The sequence below is a fragment of the Streptomyces sp. NPDC002640 genome, from assembly GCF_053592575.1.
In genome coordinates, this window is record NZ_JBSFVZ010000043.1 from 1 (window position 1) to 24,981 (window position 24,981).

General features: G+C 73.5%; 27 protein-coding genes and 1 pseudogene. 8 read left to right on the forward strand and 20 right to left on the reverse strand.

Going from position 1 to position 24,981, the window contains the following annotated elements; translation table 11 throughout:
* Positions 1-290, forward strand: a pseudogene (locus ACWD3O_RS33420) (MFS transporter); the annotation flags it as partial.
* 100 nt (positions 291-390) lie between these two features.
* A complete protein-coding gene (locus tag ACWD3O_RS33425) occupies positions 391-582 on the forward strand; it encodes a hypothetical protein (protein WP_451418482.1) in 192 nt (63 codons plus the stop codon).
* On the opposite strand, the gene ACWD3O_RS33430 is transcribed toward ACWD3O_RS33425, so the two are convergent.
* On the reverse strand, positions 560-2,326 hold the full coding sequence (locus ACWD3O_RS33430; protein WP_451418483.1) for an alpha/beta fold hydrolase: 1,767 nt from the start codon (positions 2,324-2,326) through the stop codon (positions 560-562). The genes ACWD3O_RS33425 and ACWD3O_RS33430 overlap by 23 nt on opposite strands.
* Before the next feature lie 326 nt (positions 2,327-2,652).
* On the opposite strand from ACWD3O_RS33430, the gene ACWD3O_RS33435 reads away from it, so the two are divergent.
* Positions 2,653-3,645 (forward strand): esterase/lipase family protein, encoded by a 993-nt coding sequence (locus ACWD3O_RS33435; protein WP_451418484.1) that lies wholly within the window; start codon positions 2,653-2,655, stop codon positions 3,643-3,645.
* A 265-nt stretch (positions 3,646-3,910) separates the two neighbouring features.
* Here the strand turns inward: ACWD3O_RS33435 and ACWD3O_RS33440 are convergent, their stop codons facing one another.
* The 5 genes from ACWD3O_RS33440 to ACWD3O_RS33460 form a co-directional block, all read right to left on the reverse strand.
* The gene (locus ACWD3O_RS33440; protein WP_451413800.1) at positions 3,911-4,402 is read right to left on the reverse strand and encodes an SRPBCC family protein; all 492 of its coding nucleotides are present in this window, start codon (positions 4,400-4,402) and stop codon (positions 3,911-3,913) included.
* Between the two features lie 153 nt (positions 4,403-4,555).
* Positions 4,556-5,083, reverse strand: a complete 528-nt coding sequence (locus ACWD3O_RS33445; RefSeq protein ID WP_451418485.1) for a DinB family protein — start codon at positions 5,081-5,083, stop codon at positions 4,556-4,558.
* Between the two features lie 238 nt (positions 5,084-5,321).
* The gene (locus ACWD3O_RS33450; RefSeq protein WP_451418503.1) at positions 5,322-6,026 is read right to left on the reverse strand and encodes a DUF5701 family protein; all 705 of its coding nucleotides are present in this window, start codon (positions 6,024-6,026) and stop codon (positions 5,322-5,324) included.
* 149 nt (positions 6,027-6,175) lie between these two features.
* Positions 6,176-7,000, reverse strand: coding sequence for an ABC transporter permease (locus tag ACWD3O_RS33455; protein WP_451418486.1), 825 nt, complete (start codon positions 6,998-7,000; stop codon positions 6,176-6,178).
* Entirely contained in the window at positions 6,997-7,935 is a 939-nt protein-coding gene (locus ACWD3O_RS33460; protein WP_451418487.1) for an ATP-binding cassette domain-containing protein, read from the reverse strand. The genes ACWD3O_RS33455 and ACWD3O_RS33460 overlap by 4 nt, the downstream gene beginning before the upstream one ends.
* A gap of 167 nt (positions 7,936-8,102) precedes the next feature.
* Between ACWD3O_RS33460 and ACWD3O_RS33465 the strand changes: the two genes are divergently transcribed.
* Positions 8,103-8,744, forward strand: a complete 642-nt coding sequence (locus ACWD3O_RS33465; RefSeq protein WP_451413804.1) for a PadR family transcriptional regulator — start codon at positions 8,103-8,105, stop codon at positions 8,742-8,744.
* 77 nt (positions 8,745-8,821) lie between these two features.
* On the opposite strand, the gene ACWD3O_RS33470 is transcribed toward ACWD3O_RS33465, so the two are convergent.
* The 8 genes from ACWD3O_RS33470 to ACWD3O_RS33505 form a co-directional block, all read right to left on the reverse strand.
* Positions 8,822-9,379, reverse strand: coding sequence for a DM13 domain-containing protein (locus tag ACWD3O_RS33470; RefSeq protein ID WP_451418488.1), 558 nt, complete (start codon positions 9,377-9,379; stop codon positions 8,822-8,824).
* Positions 9,380-9,512: 133 nt separating this feature from the next.
* A complete protein-coding gene (locus ACWD3O_RS33475) occupies positions 9,513-9,833 on the reverse strand; it encodes a DUF202 domain-containing protein (protein WP_451418489.1) in 321 nt (106 codons plus the stop codon).
* 26 nt (positions 9,834-9,859) lie between these two features.
* Entirely contained in the window at positions 9,860-10,252 is a 393-nt protein-coding gene (locus tag ACWD3O_RS33480) for a YidH family protein (RefSeq protein ID WP_451418490.1), read from the reverse strand.
* A 219-nt stretch (positions 10,253-10,471) separates the two neighbouring features.
* Positions 10,472-11,824: a chloride channel protein gene (locus tag ACWD3O_RS33485; protein WP_451418491.1), complete on the reverse strand. Its 1,353-nt coding sequence runs from the start codon at positions 11,822-11,824 to the stop codon at positions 10,472-10,474.
* Between the two features lie 164 nt (positions 11,825-11,988).
* The gene (locus ACWD3O_RS33490; RefSeq protein WP_451418492.1) at positions 11,989-14,016 is read right to left on the reverse strand and encodes a SpoIIE family protein phosphatase; all 2,028 of its coding nucleotides are present in this window, start codon (positions 14,014-14,016) and stop codon (positions 11,989-11,991) included.
* 221 nt (positions 14,017-14,237) lie between these two features.
* Positions 14,238-15,578 carry a DUF2254 family protein gene (locus ACWD3O_RS33495; RefSeq protein WP_451418493.1) on the reverse strand — a complete coding sequence of 447 codons (1,341 nt, stop codon included), beginning with the start codon at positions 15,576-15,578 and terminating at the stop codon, positions 14,238-14,240.
* 93 nt (positions 15,579-15,671) lie between these two features.
* A complete protein-coding gene (locus ACWD3O_RS33500; RefSeq protein WP_451418494.1) occupies positions 15,672-16,070 on the reverse strand; it encodes a YidH family protein in 399 nt (132 codons plus the stop codon).
* Between the two features lie 192 nt (positions 16,071-16,262).
* Positions 16,263-16,394, reverse strand: a complete 132-nt coding sequence (locus ACWD3O_RS33505) for a hypothetical protein (RefSeq protein WP_451418495.1) — start codon at positions 16,392-16,394, stop codon at positions 16,263-16,265.
* A gap of 17 nt (positions 16,395-16,411) precedes the next feature.
* On the opposite strand from ACWD3O_RS33505, the gene ACWD3O_RS33510 reads away from it, so the two are divergent.
* Entirely contained in the window at positions 16,412-17,842 is a 1,431-nt protein-coding gene (locus ACWD3O_RS33510; protein WP_451418496.1) for a collagen-binding domain-containing protein, read from the forward strand.
* Between the two features lie 69 nt (positions 17,843-17,911).
* Here ACWD3O_RS33510 and ACWD3O_RS33515 read toward each other — a convergent pair whose 3' ends face one another.
* The 3 genes from ACWD3O_RS33515 to ACWD3O_RS33525 are packed head-to-tail and all read right to left on the reverse strand — an operon-like array spanning position 17,912 to position 19,943.
* Positions 17,912-18,646, reverse strand: a complete 735-nt coding sequence (locus ACWD3O_RS33515; RefSeq protein WP_451418497.1) for a DJ-1/PfpI family protein — start codon at positions 18,644-18,646, stop codon at positions 17,912-17,914.
* On the reverse strand, positions 18,643-19,287 hold the full coding sequence (locus ACWD3O_RS33520) for a DJ-1/PfpI family protein (protein WP_451418498.1): 645 nt from the start codon (positions 19,285-19,287) through the stop codon (positions 18,643-18,645). Before ACWD3O_RS33520 ends, ACWD3O_RS33515 begins: the two co-directional genes overlap by 4 nt.
* 2 nt (positions 19,288-19,289) lie before the next feature.
* Complete coding sequence (locus ACWD3O_RS33525) at positions 19,290-19,943, reverse strand: HD domain-containing protein (RefSeq protein WP_451418499.1); 654 nt, start codon at positions 19,941-19,943, stop codon at positions 19,290-19,292.
* Between the two features lie 53 nt (positions 19,944-19,996).
* Between ACWD3O_RS33525 and ACWD3O_RS33530 the strand changes: the two genes are divergently transcribed.
* Entirely contained in the window at positions 19,997-21,016 is a 1,020-nt protein-coding gene (locus tag ACWD3O_RS33530; protein ID WP_451418500.1) for a GlxA family transcriptional regulator, read from the forward strand.
* Here the strand turns inward: ACWD3O_RS33530 and ACWD3O_RS33535 are convergent.
* Entirely contained in the window at positions 20,976-21,266 is a 291-nt protein-coding gene (locus ACWD3O_RS33535) for a hypothetical protein (RefSeq protein ID WP_451413821.1), read from the reverse strand. The genes ACWD3O_RS33530 and ACWD3O_RS33535 overlap by 41 nt on opposite strands.
* 50 nt (positions 21,267-21,316) lie before the next feature.
* A complete protein-coding gene (locus ACWD3O_RS33540; RefSeq protein WP_451413822.1) occupies positions 21,317-21,649 on the reverse strand; it encodes a hypothetical protein in 333 nt (110 codons plus the stop codon).
* Positions 21,650-21,862: 213 nt separating this feature from the next.
* Here ACWD3O_RS33540 and ACWD3O_RS33545 point away from each other — a divergent pair, with 213 nt between their 5' ends.
* A complete protein-coding gene (locus ACWD3O_RS33545; RefSeq protein WP_451418501.1) occupies positions 21,863-22,348 on the forward strand; it encodes a DUF1269 domain-containing protein in 486 nt (161 codons plus the stop codon).
* 481 nt (positions 22,349-22,829) lie between these two features.
* Here the strand turns inward: ACWD3O_RS33545 and ACWD3O_RS33550 are convergent, their stop codons facing one another.
* Positions 22,830-24,017 carry a hypothetical protein gene (locus ACWD3O_RS33550; protein WP_451418502.1) on the reverse strand — a complete coding sequence of 396 codons (1,188 nt, stop codon included), beginning with the start codon at positions 24,015-24,017 and terminating at the stop codon, positions 22,830-22,832.
* A 282-nt stretch (positions 24,018-24,299) separates the two neighbouring features.
* On the opposite strand from ACWD3O_RS33550, the gene ACWD3O_RS33555 reads away from it, so the two are divergent.
* Positions 24,300-24,875, forward strand: a complete 576-nt coding sequence (locus ACWD3O_RS33555) for a DUF6328 family protein (RefSeq protein WP_451413825.1) — start codon at positions 24,300-24,302, stop codon at positions 24,873-24,875.
* Positions 24,876-24,981 lie beyond the last annotated feature (106 nt).

Consider the following 24,981-nt stretch of genomic DNA (forward strand, 5'->3'; position numbering starts at 1 on the left):
ACCGCGGCATGGCCTCCGGCGCCGTCAACGCCCTGCGCGAACTCGGCGGTGTCCTGGGCGTCGCCGTCCTCGCCTCCGTCTTCACCGCACACGGCAGCCTCACCACCCCCACCGACTTCGAACACGGCATGATCCCCGCCCTCTGGACCGGCACCGCCCTCATCGCCACCGGCGCACTCGCCGTACTGGCCACTCCACGACGACGAGGTCTCGCCGCGGTGACCGGACCGCTGCCCGCCCTTTCCCGGGAGCGGGAGCGGGAGGAGGAGAGCGGAACCGCACCGGTCTGACGTTCCGCCGCCGGTCCACAGCGCGAACTGCGGCCCCTCCCGGACGACTTACGGGACGACATCCGAGACGACAACGGCACACAGAAGGCCGAGGACACACGTGCACGCGACGAACGACACGCAGGAAGAGAAGCCCCGCCCCGGCCCCGGTTCGGGCAAACCGCAGCGGCAGGCGCCACCGCCGGAACAGAGCATCGTCGATCTGCTGCGCGAGGTGGTGGGCCTGACGCTCGCGGGGCTGCGGACGCAGGCACCCCGTCTGACCTGGATCAGGAAGGAGGATCCGTCGTGACGGGAGTACCGGGAGAGGGCTCGCCGGCCGCCACCCGCGCCCGCACCTCCGCCAGCCGACGGGCGAGCACCTGGGGATGGGTGAGCTGCGGGCAGTGTCCGGCGCCGGCGACCTCGGTGGCCGGCAGGCCGGTCCGCTCCTCCAGCGGGTCCTCCGACCCGTAAATGAGCTCCACCGGCACCCGGACACCGCGCACCGCGGCACGCAGCGCCGCCCGCTGCCCGTATGCCGCCCGCAGGCCGCCGACCACCCGTCCGGCAGCCCCCGCCCGTCGCAGGTCCGCCGCGGGGCCTTCCGTATAACCGTCGTCCGGGATGCCGAGGGTGTCGGCCAGGCGCCGGGCCGACATGTTCCGCAGCGCGGGGACGGCGAGGGGGGAGCGCACCACCCATGAGGCGGCCGGCTGGAGGAACGCGGGCGAGACCAGCACCAGCGCGCCGATCCGCTCCGGATGCCGCTGCGCGAAGCGCAGCGCCGGGCCGCACGCGTACGAGTGCGCGACCAGGACCGGCTTGCCGCCGACCGGTGCGAGGAACGCGTCGAGCCATGTGTCGTGGGACTGCCGGGCAGGCCCCGACCGGCCGAAACCGGGCAGGTCGGCGGCGAGTGCCGGCTCGTCCAGCAGCTCGACGACCGGACTCCAGGAGTCGGCGTCGACGAGCAGACCGTGCAGGAAGACGTATCCGGGCCGGGCGCGTTCGCCCACCACCCAGGTCCGGTCGGGGCCCACGTTCTGGAACCCGTAGGGCGCCTTCGGCGGGCCGACCCTGCCGAAGCGGGTGGCGACCAGGTCGTCGGTCCAGGAGCACAGCACGTCCCGTACCGGCGGCATCCTCAGCCCGGCCGACTCGGCGAACTCGCGGGCGGGCGCGGTCTCGTAGCGGTCGGAGGAGAGGAAGGAGAGCGTCTCGGGGTCGGCCCGTGTGAGGACACGCGGCAGCCGCTTGACCAGATCGACGGGCAGCAGCCGGCTCGGCGCCCGCACGCCCATGTGCTCGGCCAGCAGTGAGACGAGGCGCGGCAGTTCGGGGGTGTCGTCGTCCAGCACCCAGTAGGTGCCGTCGGCAGTCTCCGGTTTCTGCGGGAGGGAGGCCAGGAATTGCACGAAGTAGTCCAGGGCGACCACGGGCAGGAAGGTGTCCGGATCGCCCGGCAGGGCGGGCAGCCGCCCTCGCCACAGCTCGCCGACGAGTTCGGCCAGTCCCACGTACTGGCCGGGCCCGATGACGGTGCTCGGATTGGCGATGGTCAGGGGGACGGAGAGATCACGGGCCCGCGCCCGCACCGCCACGTCGCCCTCCCGTTTGGACGCCTCGTACGCGCCGTCACGCCGGTAGTCGGGGGAGTCCGCGCCCGCGGCGGCCATCCGGTAGCCGCTGATGTGCACCAGACGGCGCAGCCCGGGCCGGGCGGCGGCCCACTCGACGACGCGTACGGCGCCCTCCACGTTGACCGCCCGCGCCTGGGCCGGGTCCATGCCGAAGGCGAACCGGGCGGCGGTGTTGTATACGTCGCGTACGTCGTCGAAGTCGTCGTTCGGCAGGCCCAGTCCCGGGAGGGTGAGGTCGGCGGGGACCACGACCAGACCTCCGGTGTCCACGTTCCGCGCGCCGAGCCACCTGCGCAGTCCCTCGCCGCCGTCGCGGGCCGCGGCCACGACTTCCTCTCCCCTGCTCAGCAGTTCCCGCACCAGCGCACGTCCGATGAAGCCTCCGGCACCGAACACGATCGACCTCGCGGGCATGCCATCTCCTAACGGCCGGGCACGACATGACGTCTGCCGAGGAACGAGAGCCGGGCCGCTACGACGCACCCGGCGACATCACTCAACGTACCGCCACAGTGACGATCAGTGAAATACGCCACCGCGGGCCGGCCACCCTCACCGGCGAACTCGCCCTGCCACCACACGTTTCCTTGCGGCGGCCACCCGGCCACCGCCACCCCGGCACGACCGTCATCCTCCCGAGGAGGCCCTGTATGCGGCTTTCGATGTTTCCCCCCGTCCGCCCCTCCGGCCCTCGCCCCCGTAACGGCTCCGGCCGCGCCGGCCGCCTCCGCCGCCGCCCCGTGACTCTCGCGGGAGCCGTGCTGGCGGGCGTCCTGGTCTGCGCGCTTCCCGCGGCCGCGCCGCCCCCGCACGGCGAACGGATCCACGCGCGGGTCCACGACCACGACCTGAGCTCCGCCCGGCCGCCGAGCGAGGCGCGTGGCACCCACACACCGCACGGCCGTTGGCGTCGTTCCGTCCTCGACTCCCTGGACCAGCCGGAAGCCTCCCCGCCCGGAGCCGACGACTGGACGTGCCGCCCGGGTGTCCGGCATCCGCGCCCGGTCGTCCTCGTCCACGGCACCTACGCCAACGCCTACAGCACCTGGCGCGATCTCGCTCCCCTGCTCCGCTCCGACGGTTACTGCGTCTTCGCCGTCAACTTCGGCGCACCGCGGGGTGAGGCGCTCAAGGGGAGGGCCGCGATCCCCGAGTCCGCGCGGGAACTCGCCCGGTTCGTCGACAGGGTGCTCGACAGCACGGACGCCGCCCAGGTCGACCTGGTGGGCCACTCCCAGGGCGGCGGCGTCCTGCCGCGCTGGTACCTGAAGTTCGCGGGCGGGGCGGACCCCGCCGATCCCCGGCGCAACAAAGTGGGCCACCTGGTCGGCATCGCTCCGAGCAACCACGGCAGCACCCTGTCGGGCCTGGCCACCCTCGCCGAGGAGACGGGCCTGCTGGTCCCCGCCGCCGAACTCGGCGGGCAGTCGCTGGCCGATCAGACGATCGGATCGGCCGTGAACGTGCGGCTCGACAGGGGCGGCGACACGATGGCCGGCGTGCGGTACACCACCGTCGTCACCCGGACGGACCGGATCGCCACTCCCTACCGGCGCCAGTACCTCACACCCCGCCCGGGCGACAGCGTCACCAACCTCACGCTGCAGGACGTCTGCCCCGACCGGCGGACCGGCCACTTCGCCGGCACCTACGACCCGGTCGTCCTGCGCCTGGCGCGCAACGCCCTGGACCCCGCCTCCGCCATCGCGCCGCGGTGCGACGGCCGCCGCTGAGGACGTGGACGGCCTCCCGGCGGCGGCTGGGTTCCCCCGCCGGGCCGCGCGGTGGACGACGGGCCGCCGCGGTTCCGCGGAGAGGATGCCGACGACCTGGCCTGCCTTCGCCCTGCCGGAGAAGAGGCTCGCCGACACGGACACCCCGGCCGAGGAGACGCAGCCCGTGGCGGCGCCGGTGAAGGCGGCAGGCTGATCGCGTCCGGCGCCCGGCGTGTCCGGCGGGCAACCGCCGGACACGCCGCCCGCGCGCGGGGCGACCCGGTCAGTCCTTCGCTTCGCGGACGTCCCGCCCCAGCTCCGCGAACGCCTTGAAGTCCCGCATGTGCCGCAGGGACTGCTTGCGGAAGGCCCCGGGCATCAGGCGACCCACCAGCCGCATCAGCGCGCTGCCGAACCGGTACTCGTTCTCGCTCGCCCAGAGCGTCTTCCGCGGACCGGCTTCGGTCAGCCGGTCGCGCACGGCGCTCCACATGCCCCCGCCGACGATCTCGCGGTCGAAGTGGACGACGCTCCCCGGCGGGATCTCCCGCAGGTCCGCCGGCTCGCGGCGGGTGATGGTCTCGGTGGCTTCCATCTTCTGACGCCCCATCTGCATCACGACCCGGGACTTGGTGCCGACCTGCCCGTGCACGCCCTCCAGCGGCTCGTGGAGCACCAGGCCCCGCAGCCACTTCGGCATCTGCGCCGGGTCGGCGAGCAGGTGCACCACCTCCTCCCTCGGCAGGTCGATCTCGATCGAGACGGTGTACTTCATGGCGGGCGCTCCAGGGTTCGCGGTGGACGGGCGCACGCTGGCGTTCCCCTTCGCGTGACCCGCGCCGCGACACCGTTTCCTTCCCCTGACGACCTGGGGAGAAATGGGGCTCGAGGTCGTGGCGGCCGTGCTGGACGACGAGACTCCTGAGCCCTACTGCTTCGATGCCGCCCGAATCAGCCGCAGCTGCCCGATCTCAGCGACGTTCTTCATCAGCTCGGCGTTCAGCCAGGCGAGCATGTGTCCGATGGTGTTGTCCGGCGGAGTCTGCCACGGCAGTGTGGAGGCGGCATCCAGATCGGCGTCGGTGAGTTCGTCGAGGACCGCCAGCCACTGGGTACGCAGATCCTGGAGCCAGGCGACGGCCGCCGGTCCGTTGCCTGGCCAAGTGATGTCGGTACGCTCCCGGGGCGTACGTCCTTGTGCGTGATCGATGGCAGTGCTCCACCACCAGCCGATGTGCCAGCTCACCCAGCCGATGGTGGGAACGGGAACGGGGTCAGGCTCGGTATCGGCCCAGTCCGGCAGCCAGTTTCCGGCGGTGTCCGGGCGCACTGTCCACGACAGATCGGTGGGCTCCCACAGGAAGTCATCGGGCGCGAGCCGCTCCAGGTGGTACTCGAACAGTGACCAGCTCATGTCGAACTGCCAGCGCAGCAGCTCACAGCGAGGGTTGCTCATCGTTCGATCCTCACATGCAACCTGAGGGGCAGCCATCACGTTTTCTGGTGCGGGGTCCCACGGTTCAGCTCGCAGCAGGCATCGCGTGAGACGAATTCACGTGAGCGTCCTGGGGGAATGCGAGCGGGGCAAGTCGGGTCGTGACAAGGGAAGGGTCGTATGAGTCAGGTGAGTTGTGCAGCTGACCTGGGCCCGTACGACCTGTTCCCGTCCTGCCCTGTCCGGGTTCTCCCCAATCTCAATCGCCCCCATGGTCGTAAGCCGTGCGCTCCGTGGTGGAGGCGAAGCTGAGCCAGGTGTGGCGGTTGTTCCACCAGCACCAGCCGACCTTGGGCGCGTTGCGCCGCTCACGGCCGTCACGGCCGGTGCCGTTGCTGATCCAGATGGCGGGGGTGCGGGCGTCGAAGGCGCCGTTCGGCTTGCGCAGGCGCGAGGCGATGGTCATGAAGCAGTGGTTGCGCTCGAGGGCGGCGGGCTGCTGGAGGATCCAGTGGATGCCCTCGGTGAGGACGAGCGGGCTGCGGCCGTCCTGGACCAGCGCGGGAAGCGCCTCCTCCGGGCTCCAGTTGGCCAGACGGTCGCCGCGGTCGGGCCGGGCGAGCAGGTAGAGCGGGCCGGCGGGCAGATCGATGCCTTGGGGGGCGAATCGGTCGACGTCCGCCATGTCGACGACGACGAAGCCGGACTTGCCGTCCCGGTGGAGCAGCGGCGCGAGGGCGGAGGCGGGGGCCCGGTCGGGGTGCACGGCGAGCAGCACGTCGTCCCGGTCGCCGGCGCGCCCGGCGAAGGCGCGGATCTCGGCGGCGGACAGCCCGGCGATGTCGTGGACGCCGAGTTCGATCAGCCGCTCCGCCTGCGCGGCGAGGGCCGGCAACGGAAGCGAGGAGGGGGCGGCGGAGGTGTCGGCGACCTCGACGGCCTCGGCGGAAGGGTTCTGGGGCAGCGGCAAGGTGATCCCTCGTTCGCGTCGAAGTGATACGGAGCAAAGGTCGTTCGTGGACGGTCGTGGACGGTCGTGGACGGTCGTGGGCGGCCCTGGACGGACCGGTCCGGACCGGGCCCGGGGAACGCGGGCGCCGGTGGGCGGTCGGGCTACCGGCTCAGGCCACGGAAGCGTGCCACGGCCAGGGGGAAGAACACGGCGACGAGCACGGCGGGCCAGGCGACGGCGAGGAGTTCGGCGTGGGCGGCGGCCCAGGAGTCACCGCCTCCCCCCGGGTTGCCGAACAGGCCGCGTACCGCCGTGGCGGTCGCCGACATCGGGTTCCACTCGACGACGAAGCCCAGCCAGTCGGGCATCGCCTGAGGGGCGGCGATGGCGTTGGAGAGGAAGGTGACGGGCCAGACGAGGATCTGCACCGCCTGCACCATCTCCGGTTTGCCGGCGACCAGCGCCAGGTGGATGCCGACCCACAGCATCGCGAAGCGCAGCAGCAACAGCAGCCCGACCGCTCCCAGGAAGGCGGCGGCGCCGTTGTGCCAGCGCCAGCCCAGGGCGTGACCGACCGCGATCAGTACGGCGAGGCCGACCACGGACTGCAGCATGTCGGCGATGCTGCGGCCGACGAGGACCGCGCCGGAGTACATGGGCATGGAGCGGAACCGGTCGACGACGCCCTTGCCGAGGTCCTGGGTGACGGCCGTCATCGTCGCGTCGAGGCCGAAGGCCATGGTCATGGTGAGCATGCCGGGCACCAGGTAGGCGATGAAGTCGCCGTCGATCCCGCGTCCGCCGCCGATGAGGAAGCCGAACATCAGCAGCATCATCACGGGGAAGAGCAGCCCCACCACCACCTGGCCGGGCCGGCGCGCCCAGTGGGACAGCTCGCGCCGGGTCATGGTCCAGGAGTCGGCGGCGGCCCAGGACAGGGCCGGCCGCGGTGCCTGCGCCGTGCTCACGCCGAGTGCTGCGGTCATGCGGTGTCCTCCTTGGTGAGGTGCAGGAACACCTCGTCGAGCGTGGGGCGGCGTACGGCGATGTCCTGCGCCTCGATGCCGGCGGCCTGGAGTGCCTGGACGGTCCCGGTCAGCGCGGCCATCCGATCGGTGACCGGGGCGCTGACCAGCCTCCGGTCCTCGTCCACCACCGGCTCACCGGGCAGGAGCGCGGCGGCGGCGGTCAGGTGCCCGGCATCCCGCAGGACCACGTCGATGCGGTCGCCGCCGGTGGCGGACTTCAGCTCGTCGGCCGTGCCCTGGGCGATGACCTTGCCGTGGTCGATCACCGCGATCCGGTCGGCGAGCTGGTCGGCCTCCTCCAGGTACTGCGTGGTGAGCAGGACGGTGGTGCCGGCGTCCACCAGGGAGCGGACGGCGTTCCACACCTCCGCGCGGCCACGGGGGTCGAGCCCGGTCGTGGGCTCGTCCAGGAAGAGCACCTGCGGCCGGGCGATGAGGGAGGCCGCGAGATCGAGCCGCCGTCGCATCCCGCCGCTGTACTGCCGGACGGCCTTGCTGCCGGTGTCCCCCAGCCCGAACCGGTCGAGGAGCTCGTCGGCCCGGGCTCCCGCCCGGCGTGCGCCCAGGCGGTGGAGCCGTCCGAACATCTCGAGGTTCTGGCGCCCGCTGAGCTCCTCGTCGACGGCGGCGTGCTGGCCGAGCAGCCCGATCCGCGAGCGCACCTCGTCCGGACGGGTGCGTACGTCGTGTCCCGCCACCTCGACGCGCCCCTCGTCGGGGCGCAGCAGGGTGGACATGATCCGCACGGCCGTGGTCTTGCCGGCGCCGTTCGGGCCGAGGATCCCCTGGACCGTGCCGGCCCGGACGGTGAGGTCGAGGCCGTCGAGGGCCCGCTTGTCCCCGTACCTCTTCCGCAGTCCCTCGACGGTGATCGCCGCATCGTTGTGGGGCAACGCGCCCTCCATCCCAGTGGTCAAGTTTGACTACCGGGGTCGAAGGTAGGCCGTCCGAGGCGATTAGTCAAACTTGATTACAGGAGGAAGCGGCCGGACCGCCGCCCTCACTAGTCAAACTTGGCCAGCAGCTAGACTGGTGAGCGCTGTTCCGAAGGGAGACGCCCATGTCAGCGATCCGACTGCTCGTCCTCGGCGCGGTCCGCCAGCACGGGCGGGCGCACGGGTACCAGGTGCGCAACGACCTGGAGTTCTGGGGCGCCCACGAGTGGTCCAACGCCAAGCCGGGTTCGATCTACCACGCCCTCAAGCAGATGGCCAAGGACGGCCTCCTCGTCGCCCACGAGCTCGCCGCCAGCACGGCCGGCGGTCCGCCCCGCGTCGAGTACGAGATCACCGACCGCGGCACCGAGGAGTACTTCGCCCTGCTCCGCCAGGCGCTGACCTCGTACGACCAGAAGATGGACGTCCTGTCCGCCGGCATCGGCTTCATCGTGGACCTCCCGCGGGACGAGGCCGTCGCCCTCCTGGAGGAGCGGATCAAGGGGCTCGAGCGGTGGCGGGAGTCGGTCACCGAGTACTACACACCGGAGCAGGGCCCCGAACAGCTCGGTCACATCGGCGAGATCATGCACATGTGGCTGCACTCGTCCGACAGCGAGGCGGCGTGGACGCGGGGCCTGATCTCCCGGATCGAGGGCGGCGCGTACACCTTCGCCGGAGAGGGTGACCCCTTCGTCGGCGTCCTCGCGGAGGGCGAGCCGAACCCCTACGCCACCGGCCCCCACCCGGAGGACCCGGCCGGCTAGGCGGTCGGGGGTGCGCCCGCGCCGGGACGACGACGCGGGCGCACCCCGCACCTGCCCTCGGGACCCGGGGACCCGGGTCAGACGCGGGCCAGCTCGGCCGCGCCGAAGGACACGTCGAACCGGTCGCACCAGATGCTGACGCTGCTGAAGCGGGCGGGGTCGACGTCCTCGGGGAGGGCGTAGTTCTGGCTGCCCTTGTTGCCCTTGAGCCGGCCGAGACTGACGTACTCCCCGTCGTCGAAGACGCGCCAGCCGGCGATCCCCTCCTTCACCGGCGCGTCGGTCAGCCACACGCGCAGGTCCGGCCCGTTGCTGGTGTCGAGGTTCTCCAGCCGGACGACGTGCGAGCCGTCGGCCAGCTCGACCAGCTTCACCGTGCCGGACGTCGTGTGCTCGTGGCTGATGAGTTCGCCGCTCGCCAGGGTCCGCGGCTCGGACGGCGCGGACGGCGTCGCCCCGTGGGGGGCCGCCGTCGCGGGAGGGACGGACGCCCCGGGCAGGGCCTCCTCGACCGTGCCGTCCTGCCACAGCCGCCACGGCTGGAACCAGTACAGGCCGACGCCGACTCCGATCACCGCCATCGCCAGTGCCCCGACCACCCACGGCCTGCCCAGCGTCTTCCGCACGCGTTCCATCTCCGCCCCGCCTTCCGGGAGTTCGCCCGATGTCACCCCCTCAACGCGCCGGGTCCCGCGGCCCGTCCCCGCCCGGCATAACGAAATACTCACGGTGTCGCAGGGGGCGTCCGCCGGTCCCGCCTCGCACCGCTCACCGGACGAGCCAGCCCCCACCCACGGCCATGGCCACGGTGCACAGCGCCGTCGCCGCCGCCAGGCCGCGTCCGAGCGTCGGCGGATGCTGCCCCGGCGTACGCGCTCCTCGCATCTCCCGCACGCGTGCGCGGCCCAGAGCGGCGAGCGCCAGCCACAGCACGCAGCACGCCGTGCCCACGACCGTCGCGCCGACCGGGTCGGTGTCCCGCAGTGCCGCCCGGACGGCGAGCACGGCGACGACCGTCGCCGAGAGGATCGTGCGCCGCCAGGCCAGCTGGGTCCGCTCGGCCTGCAGCCCCGGGTCCCGTGCGGACACCGGCCGCCCGGCCTCGGGTCCGCCGTTCACCGGCCGGGACCGGCGATCACCACGACGGTCATCAGCAGGGCGACCGACGCCACGACCAGGCTGAGGAGTGCGGGGAAGCGTGAGGGCGGCAGGTCCTCGCCGCGCCGCATCGCCCGTTCGCAGCGGACCCAGCGGTCGACCGCGCGCAGGGCGCAGACCGTGCCGGCGGCCAGCAGCGCACAGGCGAGCGCCACTCGCCAGCCCCAGCGGAGGTCGGGAAGGAACTGGTCCACCGCGAAGCCTCCGCCGATCAGGGCGAGAGCGGTGCGCAGCCAGGCGAGGAAGGTGCGCTCGTTGGCCAGCGAGAAGCGGTAGTCCGGGGTGTCGCCCTCCTCGCTGATGCGCTGCGGCGCGAACCAGAGGCGCAGGTTCCGGATGATCCCGATCATGCGCGGGACCCTACCGGTCGTCCTGCCCGACGGGCGCGCGCCCTTCCGGGCGGGCGTCCGCCGACTCCCCGGGCCGCTCCTCCAGGGGCCGGCTGCCACGGCACGCGCCGCATCCCTTCCCGCGCCGTGCCCATGAAGCCGCGGCGTGCGTCCCGCAGGTCCTGGTCGTCGTCGAAGGGGAACTGCCGCAACACGGTGAGAGGCGTGGACCGTCCGACGTCACTCCGAGGAGCGCCGGTCGGCCCACCGTGCGGTGAGGTGGGCGACGACGGCGGTGAGCACCACGAGCGGCATCTGGTCGTGTCCGGCCCTGCCGAGCAGCAGCACGGTGAGCACGGCGCCGCACAGGGGCAGGCCGAGTACGGCGGTCGCGGCGGCGCAGATGCCCAGCGCCAGGGCCGGCATCGCTCCCAGGCCCGGGAGTCCGGCGCAGGCGACGGCGGCAGCGGCACCGAGGAGCAGGGAGGGGAAGATGGGGCCGCCGCGCAGACTGCCCAGGCTGATGCCCCAGGCCAGGCCTTTGCAGGCCACCAGGGTCAGCAGTGCGGCCACCGACCACGCTCCGGGGGATCGGGCGAGTTCCGCCAGTTCGGCCTGGCCGGACAGTGCCGCTTCCTCGGGGGACCGGCCGGTGAGCAGGGCGTAGAGGGTGAGGAGGCCTCCCACGGCGACGGCGCACGTGAAGGTGCGCCGTCCGGTGTTGCGCTGCTCCGTCCAGCGGGCGGTACGGCGCCCCAGGCGCCGGACGAGGCTGACGACGTAGGCGATGAGGGCCGCGAGCGGGACGCCCCAGAGGAAGTCACCGGCGTCCGGTCCCGTGGTGGCCGGCACCGTGGGCAGGGTGAGGGCGCCGATGGACAGGCCGGTCCACTGCCCGAACCCGGTGAACGCGAGTGCGCCCACGGCGCTCGCGGTGAGACAGGGCAGCAGGAGCACGGCGAGGCGCGCGCCGGCGAGCCCGGCCATCTCGACGACGAGCACCGCGGCCACCAGTGGCCCGCCCAGGATGGTGGAGATGGCGGCGGTGGAACCGGCGGTGGCGACGACTTTGGCCGTCCGCGGGTCCTCGGCCCCGCGGATCCGGTGCAGCGCCAGCAGGGCCAGCCCGCTGCCCACGGCCATCAGCGGGGCCTCCGGTCCGAGCACGACACCGAGCGGCAGGGTCGCCAGCGCGGCCAGGACGACACCCGGCAGGTCGCGGGGGCCCACCGGGGGGCCTCCCAGTCCGTTCACCGGCAGGTGCCCGCCGTGACCGGGTACGCGCGTCACGATCGGGACGAGGATCAGGCCCGCGAGCGCCAGCGCCGGCAGCGGCCACCACCAGGGTGCCTCGCTGTGTCCCAGGGCCTCGGGGAGCGACGTCCACACCTGGTGCTGGAGCCAGTGCTGGCCGCTCACGAAGAAGTAGCAGGCGATCGCGACGGGGATGCCCAGCAGGGCGGAGAGGAGGAGCACGCGGAGGTACCGTCCTCCGAGCAGCAGGTCCCGGGCGGACGCGCCCGGCGCCTGGCCGGGCGCCCGGCCGTGTGCTTGGTCCGGGGCGCCTGCGCCCTCACCGCCGGCTGCCGTCATCGGACCGTTCCCACCCGGCAGCGCGGCACGGGCGCGGGCGTCGGTCCCGGCGGCTTCCCTCCCGTGCACATGGCCATGACGCTCATCCAACGACGAGCGGGGTCGTCCCGCGCGCTGCCCTGGGCCGAACGGAGTGCGGCCGGCCGACCCGTGGTGCGGAAGCCTCAGTGACGGTCGGGCAGTGTGAGGTCGGCCCAGATGGTCTTGCCGTCGGTGGTCTGTCGCGCGCCCCAGCTACGGGCCATGAGCCCGACCATGTACAGGCCCCGTCCGCCCTCGTCGGTCTCCTTGGCGATCCGCAGGTGCGGGGCGGCGGTGTTGCTGTCCGACACCTCGCAGATCAGCGTCTCGGCCCGGATGAACCGCAGCGTGATGGTGCCGTGGGCGTACCGCACGGCGTTGGTCACCAGTTCGCTGACGATCAGTTCGACCGTCGGGGCCAGTTCCTCCAGGCCCCATCGCGCCGTGACCTCGGCGACGGCCCGGCGGGCGTCCTTGGCGCTGCGCGGGTCGTCGGGCAGCTCGTGGACACTGACCTTCTGGTGCGGTGTCAGGATCCGGGTGCGGGCGAGCAGCAGCAGGCTGTCCTCGGTGACGTTCTGGGGCAGCAGGCCGCTGAGCATGTTGTCGCAGGCCACGTCCAGGGGATGTGCGCCCTGTTCCGCGAGCAGACGCGCGAGCAGGTCCTGGCCGCTGCTTCCACCGGCGAGCAGACCCTGGCTGTACAGGGCCAGCAGACTCCCCTCGGGGAGTCGGCGCCGCACCGCCCGGTAGGGACCCGCGCCGCCCCCCAGGGCGGGACCCTCGACGACCTCCAGTGCCTGTGGTGCGGAGCCCGGCACCGTCAGCAGGGGCGGCGGGTGCGCGGCGGAGGCGACCTCGCAGTGTCCGTGGACGGCGTCGTAGACCGCGTACAGGCACGATGCCGACAGAGGCCCGGCCGTGAGCTCACCTGCCGTCGTGGCGGGGAAGTCGGGCCCCAGGTGTTCCAGTGCCAGCCGGGCGGCCAGTTCGTCCAGTCTGCTGAGCAGTTCCGCGGGATCGAGGTCGAGGTCCGCGAAGGCGTGCACGGCCGTGCGCAGCTGCCCCATGGCGGTGGCCGCCCGCAGCCCGGTGCCGTGGACCTCTCCCGCGACCAGGGCGACGCGCGCGCCCGACAGCCGGATGACGTCGTACCAGCAGCCCCCGGCGGCGGCCGGAAGGTAGGCGTGGGCCACGTCCAGTGCCACCGACGAGGGCAGCCGGACCGGCAGCATCTGGCGCTGGGCGATCTTGGCGACCGTGCGCTCACGGGTGTGCAGGCGGGCGTTGTCGAGGTGGAGCGCCCCATGGGCCGCCAGTTCGGCGGCCAGGACGGTGTCCTCCGCGGAGAAGGGTTCGGGCGTGCTCGCCCGGTAGAACCCGGCGACCCCCAGCACCGTGCCCCGGGCGAGGAGCGGCACGACGACCATCGCGTGCACACCGGCCTGGCGGAAGACCTCCGCACGCGCCGGGTCCTGGGACAGCCACACGGCGTCGTCCGGGATGCCGGGCACCACGTGCGGCCGCAGGTCGGCGAGGGCGTAGGAGAACGGTGTGCCCGGGTGCAGCAGGCGGACGCTGCCGACCTCGTGGGGCAGCCGCACCCGTGTGCCGTTGGCGTAGGCGAAGCCCGCCCGGCGCACGGTGGCGGGATCCGTCAGCGGCCCCGGCAACGGCGTCTCGCCGAGCGTGACGGAGTCGAGCACGTCCACCGTGACGGCGTCCGCCAGCGCCGGTACGGCGGTCTCCGCCAAGGCCTGAGCGGCGCGGAAGACGTCGAGGTGGTTGCCCAGGCCCGCCCTGGCCCGGTCCAGGAGAAGCCGGCGCCTCGCCTGCTCCTGGAAGGTGCGGTCCGTCACGGCCACGGCCAGTCCGGCGGGTTCGCCACCCGCGTCCCGCAGCGGCACGACGGAGAGGCCGAACGTCACGCCGGTCTCCCCTCCGCCTCCGTCCAGGTGGCACACCACGTCGTACGCGGGTTCGCCCGACGCCAGGACGGCACGCAGGGTCCTCTCGACGCGCGGGTCGGACAGCCCCCGGCCGAGCCAGAGACGCCTCGCCCTCTCCGGCCCGGCGCCCGTGGAACGGCCCGGCCGGAAGCGGACGCTGCGGAGATCCTGGGCGATGGTGTGCAGCCCTACGAGGGGTTCGCCGGCCAGGGCGTCGAGCACGCCTTCGCACGGGTCCTCGTCCCCGTTCTGCGACGTCCGTCGCGGCGTTCGTCTCGGGTCCACGGTGTGCGGTTCTCCCATGGCGGCGCGGGGGGCGGGGGCGACCTGAACGTGGTGCTCTCCCGATGCTAGGAAGTGCGCGGTGAACCCGCACGTCGGGCGTTCCGGGGCGTGGCCGCGGCCCGTCGGGGCCGGGCCGTTGCCGTCGGTCCTCGCGGTGTTCAGCCGTCCTGGGCGGTGGGCGGGGCGTCGTGCGGGCCGGGGCCGCCGAGGCCCTGCGGGTCCGCCGTCAGGGCGACGGGGCGGAAGTTCGCGGGGATCCGGGAGCGGGCGGCGTCGTCGAGCGCGACGTGGAAGCGGTGCAGTGGCGCGGTGCGGTCCGGGGGCACGACGCGGCCCACCGCGCGGAGGAGGGCGCGCAGCCGGCGGTGGATCTGGAGCGAGTCGGCTCCGTACTGGACGATCTCGGCGAGGGCGAGCTGGAGCACGGCCGGCCAGTCGGGGCGGGGAACGGTGACGCGGGGGATGTGCTCCCGGTCGTGGACGACGACGGGGCCGAGCGGGTGCCGCGCCAGGCGCAGCAGGACGGATTCGATCTGGTCGAGGGCCTGGACGGCGGTGGTGGGGTCGTTGACGGCCGGGGACAGCGCACGGACGGCGATGTCGACGAGGAGGCGGACACCGTAGGCGGGGTCGTGGTCGACACGGCGGGTTGGGCCGACGTGGACCGCCCGGGTCAGGAGCCGCGCGTCCTCGGCCGTGGCGGCTCCGGTGACGCGCAGGAGCGGAACCCCGGGGTGGACGGGGCTGCCCACGGCGACCTCACAGGTGACGTGGGCGTCGAGGCGTGCGGCGAGCGCTGCGAGGGCGTGGCCGTCGACGTACTGGACGATCCCTCCGTCGGGCGCGAGGACGTCGGCGGCGTCCGCCCGGCCGGCCTGGTGGCCCGCCGCCCGCGGTGGGGCTGCCGGTTCCGGAGGCGCGGGTGACGGCTCGGGGGACTCGGGTGGCGGCTCGGCGTCCCGCCGTTCCTGCTCCAGGGCCGCGTGGACCAGGTGGGCGACGACGCGTACCAGACCTCCGCCGGTGACCATCTCGCGCAGCGCGGCGAGGCTCCGCAGGATCGCTCCCGTGGAGAGCACGACGAAGACGATGGCCAGGGTGACGGAGAGCTTGGGCACGTGGTCCTCGCGGACCTGGGCGAGGACGACGAGCGCGTAGACGGCGGTGCCGGTGAGCGCTCCGAAGAGGACCAGCGAGCGTTCGAAGTAGCCCAGGACCCCGACCAGCCGGGGTGACATGGCCTGCACGGACTGGACGACGAGGGTGACGGCGGTGAGCACGAAGCCGGTGAGGGTGATGACACCGGCGGCGATCGCGCCGAGGGTGGCCTGCGCCGTGGCCGGGTCGTACGACAGTCCGCCGAGCTGTCGCGAGTGCTCGGTGTGGGGCAGCCACCAGCCCAGCAGGGCGCCGCCTCCGACGAGCGCGACCGCGAGGCCGCGTTTGGGCCAGGCCGCGTTGCGGCGGCGACGGCGGACGGTGGGGCGCGGGGAAGGCATGGCGGTGTTCACTCTCCGGCTGCTCAGGCTGCTCCGCCGGCCGGCGGTCGGCGGTCGGCGGCCTCGGCGGGCCCCCGCTCGGGCGTGGCGGCCTCACGGCGCCAGCACCGTCACCGCGGTGACGAAGCCGGCGAGGACCAGCAGCGCGACGGTGAGGAGCGGCGCGCCCGGACGGCGGGAGGGAGGCTCCGGCCCGCTGATGCGCCGCTGGCGCGTGCGCCACTGGACGTAGCTCGCCAGGACCATGACGACGGCCAGCGCGTTGAGGTAGACGCCGAGCGCCAGGCGCAGGGGGTCGGGACTGATGTCGGTGAGCTTGACGACGGCGAACGACGCGGCGAGCAGGGCCAGCGCGGTCCGGAACCACGCCAGCAGGGTGCGCTCGTTCGCCAGGGTGGTCCGTTCGTCCGCTCCCTGCCGCCTCTTCGCACGGCGGGACGACGTACCGCCCTCGGCGGGGGCGTCCCGCTCGGGGGCGCCGTCCTCGGACATCGGCGGCTGTCTCCTTCGACTGCGGTCCCGGTCGGAGCACGGCCGGCATTCCGGCGATCGGCACGGCCGGCGTCACCTCGTACGACCAGGGTCGGCCGGTTACGTTCCCCGCGGACCGCGGACGCCTCCGTACGGACGAGTCCGGGCCCCGACGGCGGCGGGCGCACCCATCGGCGGCCCCGACGACCTCGGTCAGGCGAGCCCCGCGTCGCGGGCGAGGAGCGCGGCCTGGTGTCGCCCCGTGGCACGGACGGCCGAACGCTTGCCCCGTCCGGCCCCGTGCCCGGCGATCAGGAGTATCAGCCGGTGCCCATAAGCGGACATAAGCATACCTTCAGCTCATGAGACATCTGATGAAGCGCCCGCCCGGGCGTTCCGTGTTCGCCTCGCCCATGGCCCTGCTGGTCGCGGCGGGCGCCGCCTGTTCGGGCACCCTGACCGCGGTGGCGCTGACCGGTCAGCCGGCGGGCGTCGCGGCCCGCGTACCGATCGTCATCGGCAACCCCGTGGAGGGGAGCAACGGGTTCGGCGTCGTCACCGAGGAGGAGGCCACGCTGGGCAGCACCGAGTCCGAGGGGCCGGTGGTCGTAGGGGGCGACCTGACCTTCGGCGCCGGCTACAACGTCGCCCTGAACACCGCGGGCGGTTTCACCGCCCCGGGGGACGCGCGGCCGACCGCCCTCCTCGTCGGCGGGAGGGTCGACTTCGCGGGCAGCGATCCGGGGGGTGTCCTCCGGGTCCTGGACGACGGCTACGTCAAGATCGGCGACGAGTCCGGCAGCACGGCGCTGAACCAGGACCCCAACGGCGCGAGCGTCAACACGCAGGTGGTGGCCGAGGGAAGCGCCTACAACTCCACGCCGCGCATCGAACTCACCGTCCAGCAGCCGGTCGGTTCGGTCTTCCAGTCCGGCCTGATGGACTTCCCCTCGCTGTTCTCCGTGTACCGCGACCGCGCCGACCGGATGGCCGGATGCGCCACCGACGTGACGCTGCTCGACGGCGAGGGCAACCCGCTCGACCCGGACGACATCACGCCGGGCACCGACGTGCAGGTCTCGCTGACCAGCGGCCGGACCAACGTGCTCCGCCTGACCGGCGAACAGCTGAACGACATCGCCGAGATCACCTTCCTCGACCGGCCGACCGCCGACACGCCGCTGCTCGTGAACGTCGACACCACGGCCACGGCGGGGGTCTTCACCTGGGACACCCCCACACCGGCCGGCATCTCCAACGCCGAGGCGCCCTACATCCTGTGGAACTTCGCGGACGCGACGAGCATCACCATCGCGACCGGGGATTCCGTGGAGGGCACGATCTTCGCTCCGCGCGCCGACCTCGTCGACCTCGACCCGTCGAACATCGAGGGCGACGTGATCGTGAAGACCCTGGTGGCGGGCCCGCTGTCCGGGCCCTCGGGCGAGGCGGTGAACGCCGGCGAGATCCACTACCATCCGTTCGCCGCCGAGTTGCAGTGCGATTCCGACATCGGCGCCACCCCCAGCCCCTCGGACTCCGGGTCCCCCTCACCGTCCCCCAGCCCCTCGGACTCCGGGTCCCCCTCACCGTCCCCCAGCCCCTCGGACTCCGGGTCCCCCTCACCGTCCCCCAGCCCCTCGGGCACCGGATCACCCCCGCCGTCCCCCAGCCCGTCCGGCTCCGGCTCCCCCACCCCGGGGCCCAGTCACACACACCCGACGCCGCGCCCGCCGAAGCCGCATCCGCCGCACCCCGAGCCGGGGTACGGCTACGGCTACGGGAGCGAGTGACACGCACCCCGGCAGTCGGCGCGGCGGTACAGCCTGACCTGCGGCGGTACGCAGGTCAGGCTCCCCGTTTCACCGGGCGCTCTGCGCGCTCCACACCGTGCCGCGGGCCTCGTACTCGAGCATCTCCTCCAGACCGACCGCGGCGTCCGCCCCGAGCTCACGGCGGACCAGCCACAGGGCGAGGTCCAGTCCGGAGGTGACCCCGCCGGCGGTGACCAGGTCGCCGTCGTCGACCACGCGGGCGTTCTTCAGCACGCCGCCCTGCCGCTCCAGGTCGGCCCGCGCCCGGTGATGGGTGGTGCAGGGGCGCCCCGAGGTCAGCCCGGCGGCGGCGAGCAGCATCACGCCCGTGCACAGGCCGCCGACGGTCAGGCCCGGACGGGTCGCGGCGGCCAGGGCCCGCGGCAGTGCGCCCCGCCGGATCTCGGCCCACACACCGGGATCCTCCCGGCGCCGGTACCCGCCGCCGGGCACGACGAGGAGGTCCGCCCGCTCGGGCTCCCATCCGTGATCGACGCGCAGCCGGGTGCCGTAGGCGGCCCTGACGGTGCGCGGACCGCCGAGCGTCACGTAGCGGGTCTCCACCTCCCGGTCGGTGAAGTGGCCGGCGGCGGAGAGGACCTCGTACGGGGCGGAGAAGTCGAGTTCCTCCACGCCGTCGAACATGACCACGTGGACGCGCAGGGGTCCATCCGATCCGTCGGGTCCGGGGCCGCCGGAGGCGGCGGCTCGGGTGGCGGCGCCGGCCGTCAGGGTGGCGGCGCCGAGCGCGGTGGTGGCGTGCAGAAGGGTCCGGCGGTTCATCTCGGTGGGTACTCGCTTCCTCGGTCGGTCATGGGCGCGGGGATCGGCTCGTCGGCCAGGAAGGGAGGCGCCGGGTCGTACTGGAGGGCACGGCGCACGGCGCGGGCGTGCTCGCGACCGTGCAGGTGGCCGACGAGCCACAGGGCGCTGTCGATGCCGGCGGAGACACCTTGGCCGGTGAGCAGGTGGCCGTCGACGACATAGCGGGCGTCGCGCACGACGGTGACGTCACCGCGCATCTCGAGCGCGTCCTCGTACTGCCAATGGGTGGCCACCCGGCGGGACCGGGCCGGACCGGCGGCGTGGAGCAGGAAGGACCCGGTGCAGACGCCGACCACCCAGGTGGCGCGCTCCGCGGTGCCGGCGAGCCAGCCGGTGACCCGCTCGTTGCGGGTCTGTTCCTCCCGGGCGCCGCGACCGCCCGGTACGAGGACGACGTCCAGCGGCGGATGCTCGTCGAGCGTGTGGTCCGGCAGGACCCGCATGCCCTGGGAGCACCGGACGGGGGCGGAGCGCTCGGCCAGGAGCACGACGTCGTCCGCGCCGTCCCGCAGTCCGGAGGAGGTGGTGAACACCTCCCACGGGCCGGCGAAGTCGAGTTCCTGCACGGAGTCGAACAGCAGGATGCCGTACCTGGTCATGCTCAGTTGCCCCAGCGTCCGGCGTCGGCCATGGTCTCCATGCGGGTCCTGTGCGGCGGCAGCGACCGCTCCCGCAGGAGTTCGGCGGCGAGGGTGAAGGGCGGCGCCTTCTCCGGTCGGTTGCGGGCCTGGCCGGTGATCTCGTCGGTGAGGGTGGTGGCCATGGACAGCCGCGGCAGGGCGGCGTGGATCGCGGCGCCCACGGCGTCGTCCACGCAGTCGGTGTCCCAGCCGAAGTCCATGCCGGTCCCCTGGTGCACCAGGGCGCACAGGATGCCGCGGCGCTCGGCGATGCCCGGTGTCGTGTGCAGGGCGATGGCCTCCCACACGGCGTCGACCTCGGCGGCGGGCAGACCCTGCGCGGTCAGGAACTCGGCGGCCGTGTCGGCGCCGTCCACCTCGAACCGCTGGTGCCGGTCACCGGCCCGGGTCAGGCCGATGTCGTGCAGGACGCAGGCCAGGTACAGCAGCTCCGGGTCGTAGTCCCGCCCCGGCTCCGCGCCTTCGTGGTCGGCGCGCAGACGGGCGAACAGGGCGCTGCGGACGCTGTGGTTGGCGGTCGCGGTGGACTCCGTCTCGCGCACCAGGGCCAGCGCGCGGCGCGCGAGGGGGGTGTCGGGGAGCGGCGGGACGCCGGCGATCATCTCGTCGTTCATGGCATCGATGGTCGTCGGTGCCAACTGCCGCCGACAGTGGCAGAATTGCCGTTGTGCGCGAGGAAGCTGCCACCCCTGCACCACCGCACCGCGTGGCCGTACTGGTCCTGGACGACGTGCTGCCGCTGGACCTGGGCATCCCGGCCCAGGTCTTCATCGCGGTGCCCGGTGATCCCTACCGGCTGACCCTGTGCGGACGGACCTCGCGCCCGGTCACGACCGCCGCGGGCTTCGCGGTCACGGTGGCGGCCGGCCTGGAGGCCGTGCGCGAGGCCGACACCGTGATCGTCCCGGGGTACGCCCCGCACCGGCGGGAGTTGCCGCGCTCGGTGCTCGCCGCGCTCGCCGAGGCCCACGCCCGGGGCCGGCGGCTGGTGTCCATCTGCACCGGCGCGTTCGCGCTGGCGGAGGCCGGGGTGCTGGACGGCCTCCGGGCCACCACCCACTGGAAGCACGCCGCGGAACTGGCCGCGCGGCATCCCGCGGTGTCGGTGGACCCGCGCGTGCTCTACGTGGACGAGGGCCAGGTGCTGACCTCGGCGGGCGTCGCCGCCGGCATCGACCTGTGCCTGCACCTGGTGCGACGTGACCTGGGCGCCCGGACGGCGAACGAGGTGGCGCGGTCCTTGGTCTCGGCGCCGCACCGCGACGGCGGACAGGCGCAGTACATCGGACGACCGCTGGCCCTCGAAGAATTCGGTGTCACCCTCGCGGCCACCCGGGCGTGGGCCCTGGAGCGTCTGCACGAACCGCTGACGGTCCCGCGGCTGGCCGCGCACGCGCACATGGCGCCGCGGACCTTCGCCCGGCGGTTCGTCACCGAGACCGGCACGACGCCCCTGCGGTGGCTGCTCGCCGCCCGGCTCGACCGTGCCCGGGAGCTGCTGGAGACCACCGGGCTCGCCGTCGACCACATCGCCGACCGGTGCGGCCTGGGCAGTCCCTCCAACCTGCGGCTGCACTTCCGCCGCGCCCTCGGGACGACGCCCACCGCCTATCGCGCGACGTTCGCCCGGACCGCGCCGGGCGGGTTCAGCAGAACCAGCCGTTCTGCACCCAGCCGCGGCGGTTGATGTCGCCGTAGGCGAACCCGTAGACCCACTCGCCCCCGGCCTGTTCGACCAGGAAGGTCTGGCCGCGGTAGAGGGTGCCCATCCACGCGCCGTGCGGAGCGGTCGTCCGGACGAACAGGTCCTGGGCGCAGACGGTCTCGCGCACCCCGGCCCTTCCGTCGGCGGCTGCGGCGGGGGTCGCCGAGACGGCGGCCGTCGCGGCGACGGCCAGGGCCAGGGACAGGGCGGCGACTCGGCCGGTGCGTGCCATCAGGATTCCTCCATGTCGTGCGGTCGTCCCGCGTCGTGCGGTCGTCCCGCTCACCAGGAACCGAAGCCGCCCAGGCACTCCTGCCGGACGTAGCCCCAGTCGTTGGGACCGAAGTCGAAGGTGGCGGCCCAGCCGTTGTAGACGGGGTGGGCGCCGCGGGTGTGACCGACCTTGTCGCCCCGGTAAAGCACCCGCTTGAGCCCGGCCGGGCCGGAGGAGCTGTCGTAGTTGGCGTAGAAGCTCGCGCTGTCGCAGACGATGACGGCGTGCTCGGGCACGGTGGGCGCGGCCCCGCCGGTGCCCGCGGAACCCATCAGCAGGAGGACGGACGCCGCGGAGGCGAGCCCCGCCCTGGTGAGCGTGCCCATGACAGTCTTGGCCATGCCCGACATCATGGGGGAGATCCACTCCCCCGTCCAGACCACCCCCGGTGCGCCCGCCGGCCCGGGCGCGTCCCCGGCAGACGGACCCGGCGGCTCGGGCAGACGGCCCCCGGCGGCTCGCGCGTCCCGCACCGACGGTGCATATTGGGCGAACAGTGGAGGCATCGGACATCGCGCTCCCTGCCGCCGACGGCTACGCACTGGAGGACGGCCATGGCCACCCTGACCGTTTGGAAGTTCGACACCGCCCAGGCCGCGGAGGACGCCGAGGCCACGCTGCTGCGGCTGCAGAAGCAGGAACTGATCCAGGTGCAGGACGCCGCGGTCGTCACCTGGCCCGAGGACGCGAAGAAGCCGAAGACCAAGCAGTTGCACGACCTCATGGGCGTGGGCGCGCTGTCGGGCACCTTCTGGGGGATGCTGTTCGGCCTGATCTTCTTCGTGCCGCTGCTGGGGGCGGCGATCGGCGCCGCGGCGGGAGCCCTGGGCGGCCAGCTCTCCGACGTCGGGATCGACGACGACTTCATCGACTCGGTCAAGACCCAGGTCACCCCGGGCACCTCCGCCCTGTTCCTGCTCTCGGAGAACGCGGTGGTCGACCGGGTGAAGGAGGCGTTCCCCGCGGGGCACGCGGAGCTGATCCGCTCCAACCTGGCGGCCGAGCAGGAGGCGAAGCTGCGCGAGGTCTTCTCCGGCTGAGCGAGGGGTGGTGGAACGGCGGGTGATGCCCTCGGCGTCATCTCCGGCGTTTCGCCGGCCCTGGTGGTCGTCCTGTGCGCCCCGCTCGCCGAACGCATCCCGATGCCCGTGATCGGCGGGCTGATCCTGGTCGTCGGCGGTGAGCTGATCCGGGGCAGGCGGCCCGGCAAGCCCGCTGCACCGCGCTCGTCCGCGGCGACGACGGCCGCTGGAGGACGGCGCCTCCCCCGGGCCGGCTCCCGGCGCGCGAGGTCACCGGCGCGCAGCCCGGCCTGGTCCGCGCCATCCACGCGGCGGGCCTCGACGCCGTCCTGGGCGAGGACGGCGTCGTCCCGGCGGGCGGCGCCCTCCTCGACCCCCTGGACACCGCGCCGGCCCGCGCGCGGCGCGGCGGCTGCGCGCCCGCACGGACCGCTCCGGCGGTCCGCCCGGACGGACCGCCAGTACGCTCCGCCCGAACGCAATGCCCGGGCGCGCCGGGTCAGCCCCGGACGCAGTGCTTCGCGAGCTCGGCGAGGACGGCGGCCTCCCGCTTGTTCACGTCACCGTCCACCGCCGCCACCACTTCGGCCGCGTCCAGGACGTCGCTCAGGTCACCCGGCTCCGCGTCGACGCGCCGCCACACCTCGGCCGGCTCGAGGTCGACGAGCGCGGCGAGTTCGTCGTCGACCACCTGGTGGCGTTCCCGCACCACCCGCACCAGGTGGCGCATCAGCAGCGTCTCGTCGTCGTGGATCTTGTCGTCGGACGTGATGACGAGCCACGCGACCCACAGCATCAGCTGCGGGTGCGTACTGCGGGCGCTCAGGCGCTCGGCCAGTTCGACGATCCGCGCCTCGTTGCGGTAGACGGCCTGCGCGTGCCGCCCGGCGAGGAGGGTGGTGTAGCGGTTCAGCAGGATCGCGAGGGGGACGCCGACGCCCGGGATGCCCAGCTTGATGATGTTGCGCTGCAGGAGGTGCCGGCCGATGACCGGGAGGCCCTTCGCGGCCTGCAGCGTCGCCCCCGTGAAGATGCGCTTGACCAGCGGCCGCACCAGGGCCGGGACCGCCTTGCCGAGGCTGCCCCGGAGCAGTTCGCCGCCTTTGATCATGAAGGCCACCCGGTAGAACTTCCACAGCTCCTCGGGGTCGGACAGGTCGATCGGTATGCGGTGCAGGACGGCGATGTCGTACGCCAGGCGGAGCTGGAGCCGGGTGACGTAGGTGAGGTCGATCATCATCGTCGTCACGGCGGCCGGGACGGTCGCGGGCGAGGCGCCGCCGAGGCTTCCGATGGTGGCGGCGACGGCCGCCGTGTACGCGCCGGCGGAGAGGCCGCCCTCGATGGCGGCGTACCGGGCCGCCATCTTGATCCGCTGCTCGACGACGGCGTCCACCGGGACTCCCGCGTAGCGGTCCTGGAAGTACTGCCAGTCGACCTTCGTGGTGTAGGAGTTCATGGCGTAGGCGCTGAACTTGACGAACCAGTTGCCCGACTTGATGTCGTCCCCGCTCAGCCCCGCGACGAAGGTCCGCAGCTCGTCCCGCTCGTGCTCGACCGCCTCCCGGTCGCCGTCGTCTGCTTCTTCGGCGGCGTCCTCCGCGGCGGCGGCTGCGGCGGCGTCCCCTGCTGCCGCGGCGGCGTCGGCGCTGTCGGCGTCGAAGGAGTCGGTCGAAGTCCTGGTCATGGCAAGCCCCCCCCGGGCTGTCGGTGCGGAGCGGGCCCCCGATGCCCGACGCTCCGCTGCGTCCTCGGCGCGGTGACTCCCCGGCCGGTGGTCCCCGGCCGGGTGGGCGTCCCGCGGGCGGCAACCCTAGCGCGTCAGGTGACGGCGGGCGCCCCGCGAACGTCCACCGGTCCCCGCCGGCCGCCCACGGCCCCGCGGCCGGCTCCTCCCCCGACCTGCTGACCTGCATAAAAGCGTCCGGACCGGGCAGACGGGTCGGCCTGGGACTGGGAGGACGACACCATGACGATGACGGAGCAGCCGGCCCGTGCGGCGCGGGAGGACGACGCGGCCTGCCGCGCGCACGCCGAGTGCCACGGCACGCGGCCCGCCGCCGAGGCGCCGGAGTCGCCGCGCGAGCGGGTCAACCGCCGCTGGAACGAGATCCTGCAGGAGACCCGGGTCACCCAGACGGGCGTCCAGATCCTCTTCGGCTTCCTCCTCAGCGTCGCGTTCACCCCCACGTTCCGGGAGTTGGAGACGCTGGACCGCGGCATCTACGTGGTCACCGTGGTGCTGGGCGCGGCGGCCACGGCGTCGCTGATAGCACCCGTCGCCATCCACCGGTTCCTGTCCGGCCAGCGCATGAAGGGCGACGTGGTCGAGGCGGCGGGCCGGCTGATGGTGTGCGGCATGGTCCTGCTGGCCCTGACCATCGGCTGCACGCTCCTGCTGCTCCTGCGCTTCGTGCTCCCCGGCGTCCTCGCCGAGGTGCTGGTCGGGGCGGTGATGCTGTGGTTCGGCCTGTGCTGGTACGTCCTGCCGCTGCGCCTGCGCCGCCGCGCCGCCCGCCGTTCCCGTGAGGACCGGGAGGCGTAGGACGGGGCGGTGCCCCCGTTATCTTCTTCGCGGTCCTGCAAGAGGGCCGCTGGCCTCCGGGCCCGGCATGACTGTTGCCCCCTGTCGAACGGATGACCTGGGGGGT

Bases quoted from the DNA above. Each gene is read 5' to 3' on its own strand.
- ACWD3O_RS33545 (WP_451418501.1), top strand. From the start codon at position 21,863: ATGGCCACCCTGACCGTTTGGAAGTTCGACACCGCCCAGGCCGCGGAG.
- ACWD3O_RS33445 (WP_451418485.1), bottom strand. From the start codon at position 5,083: ATGAGCAACCCTCGCTGTGAGCTGCTGCGCTGGCAGTTCGACATGAGC.
- ACWD3O_RS33555 (WP_451413825.1), top strand. From the start codon at position 24,300: ATGACGATGACGGAGCAGCCGGCCCGTGCGGCGCGGGAGGACGACGCG.
- ACWD3O_RS33500 (WP_451418494.1), bottom strand. From the start codon at position 16,070: ATGTCCGAGGACGGCGCCCCCGAGCGGGACGCCCCCGCCGAGGGCGGT.
- ACWD3O_RS33520 (WP_451418498.1), bottom strand. From the start codon at position 19,287: ATGACCAGGTACGGCATCCTGCTGTTCGACTCCGTGCAGGAACTCGAC.
- ACWD3O_RS33540 (WP_451413822.1), bottom strand. From the start codon at position 21,649: ATGGCCAAGACTGTCATGGGCACGCTCACCAGGGCGGGGCTCGCCTCC.
- ACWD3O_RS33455 (WP_451418486.1), bottom strand. From the start codon at position 7,000: ATGACCGCAGCACTCGGCGTGAGCACGGCGCAGGCACCGCGGCCGGCC.
- ACWD3O_RS33485 (WP_451418491.1), bottom strand. From the start codon at position 11,824: ATGACGGCAGCCGGCGGTGAGGGCGCAGGCGCCCCGGACCAAGCACAC.
- ACWD3O_RS33535 (WP_451413821.1), bottom strand. From the start codon at position 21,266: ATGGCACGCACCGGCCGAGTCGCCGCCCTGTCCCTGGCCCTGGCCGTC.
- ACWD3O_RS33510 (WP_451418496.1), top strand. From the start codon at position 16,412: ATGAGACATCTGATGAAGCGCCCGCCCGGGCGTTCCGTGTTCGCCTCG.
- ACWD3O_RS33465 (WP_451413804.1), top strand. From the start codon at position 8,103: ATGTCAGCGATCCGACTGCTCGTCCTCGGCGCGGTCCGCCAGCACGGG.
- ACWD3O_RS33440 (WP_451413800.1), bottom strand. From the start codon at position 4,402: ATGAAGTACACCGTCTCGATCGAGATCGACCTGCCGAGGGAGGAGGTG.
- ACWD3O_RS33515 (WP_451418497.1), bottom strand. From the start codon at position 18,646: ATGAACCGCCGGACCCTTCTGCACGCCACCACCGCGCTCGGCGCCGCC.
- ACWD3O_RS33480 (WP_451418490.1), bottom strand. From the start codon at position 10,252: ATGATCGGGATCATCCGGAACCTGCGCCTCTGGTTCGCGCCGCAGCGC.
- ACWD3O_RS33550 (WP_451418502.1), bottom strand. From the start codon at position 24,017: ATGACCAGGACTTCGACCGACTCCTTCGACGCCGACAGCGCCGACGCC.
- ACWD3O_RS33470 (WP_451418488.1), bottom strand. From the start codon at position 9,379: ATGGAACGCGTGCGGAAGACGCTGGGCAGGCCGTGGGTGGTCGGGGCA.
- ACWD3O_RS33525 (WP_451418499.1), bottom strand. From the start codon at position 19,943: ATGAACGACGAGATGATCGCCGGCGTCCCGCCGCTCCCCGACACCCCC.
- ACWD3O_RS33505 (WP_451418495.1), bottom strand. From the start codon at position 16,394: ATGTCCGCTTATGGGCACCGGCTGATACTCCTGATCGCCGGGCACGGG.
- ACWD3O_RS33430 (WP_451418483.1), bottom strand. From the start codon at position 2,326: ATGCCCGCGAGGTCGATCGTGTTCGGTGCCGGAGGCTTCATCGGACGT.
- ACWD3O_RS33495 (WP_451418493.1), bottom strand. From the start codon at position 15,578: ATGCCTTCCCCGCGCCCCACCGTCCGCCGTCGCCGCCGCAACGCGGCC.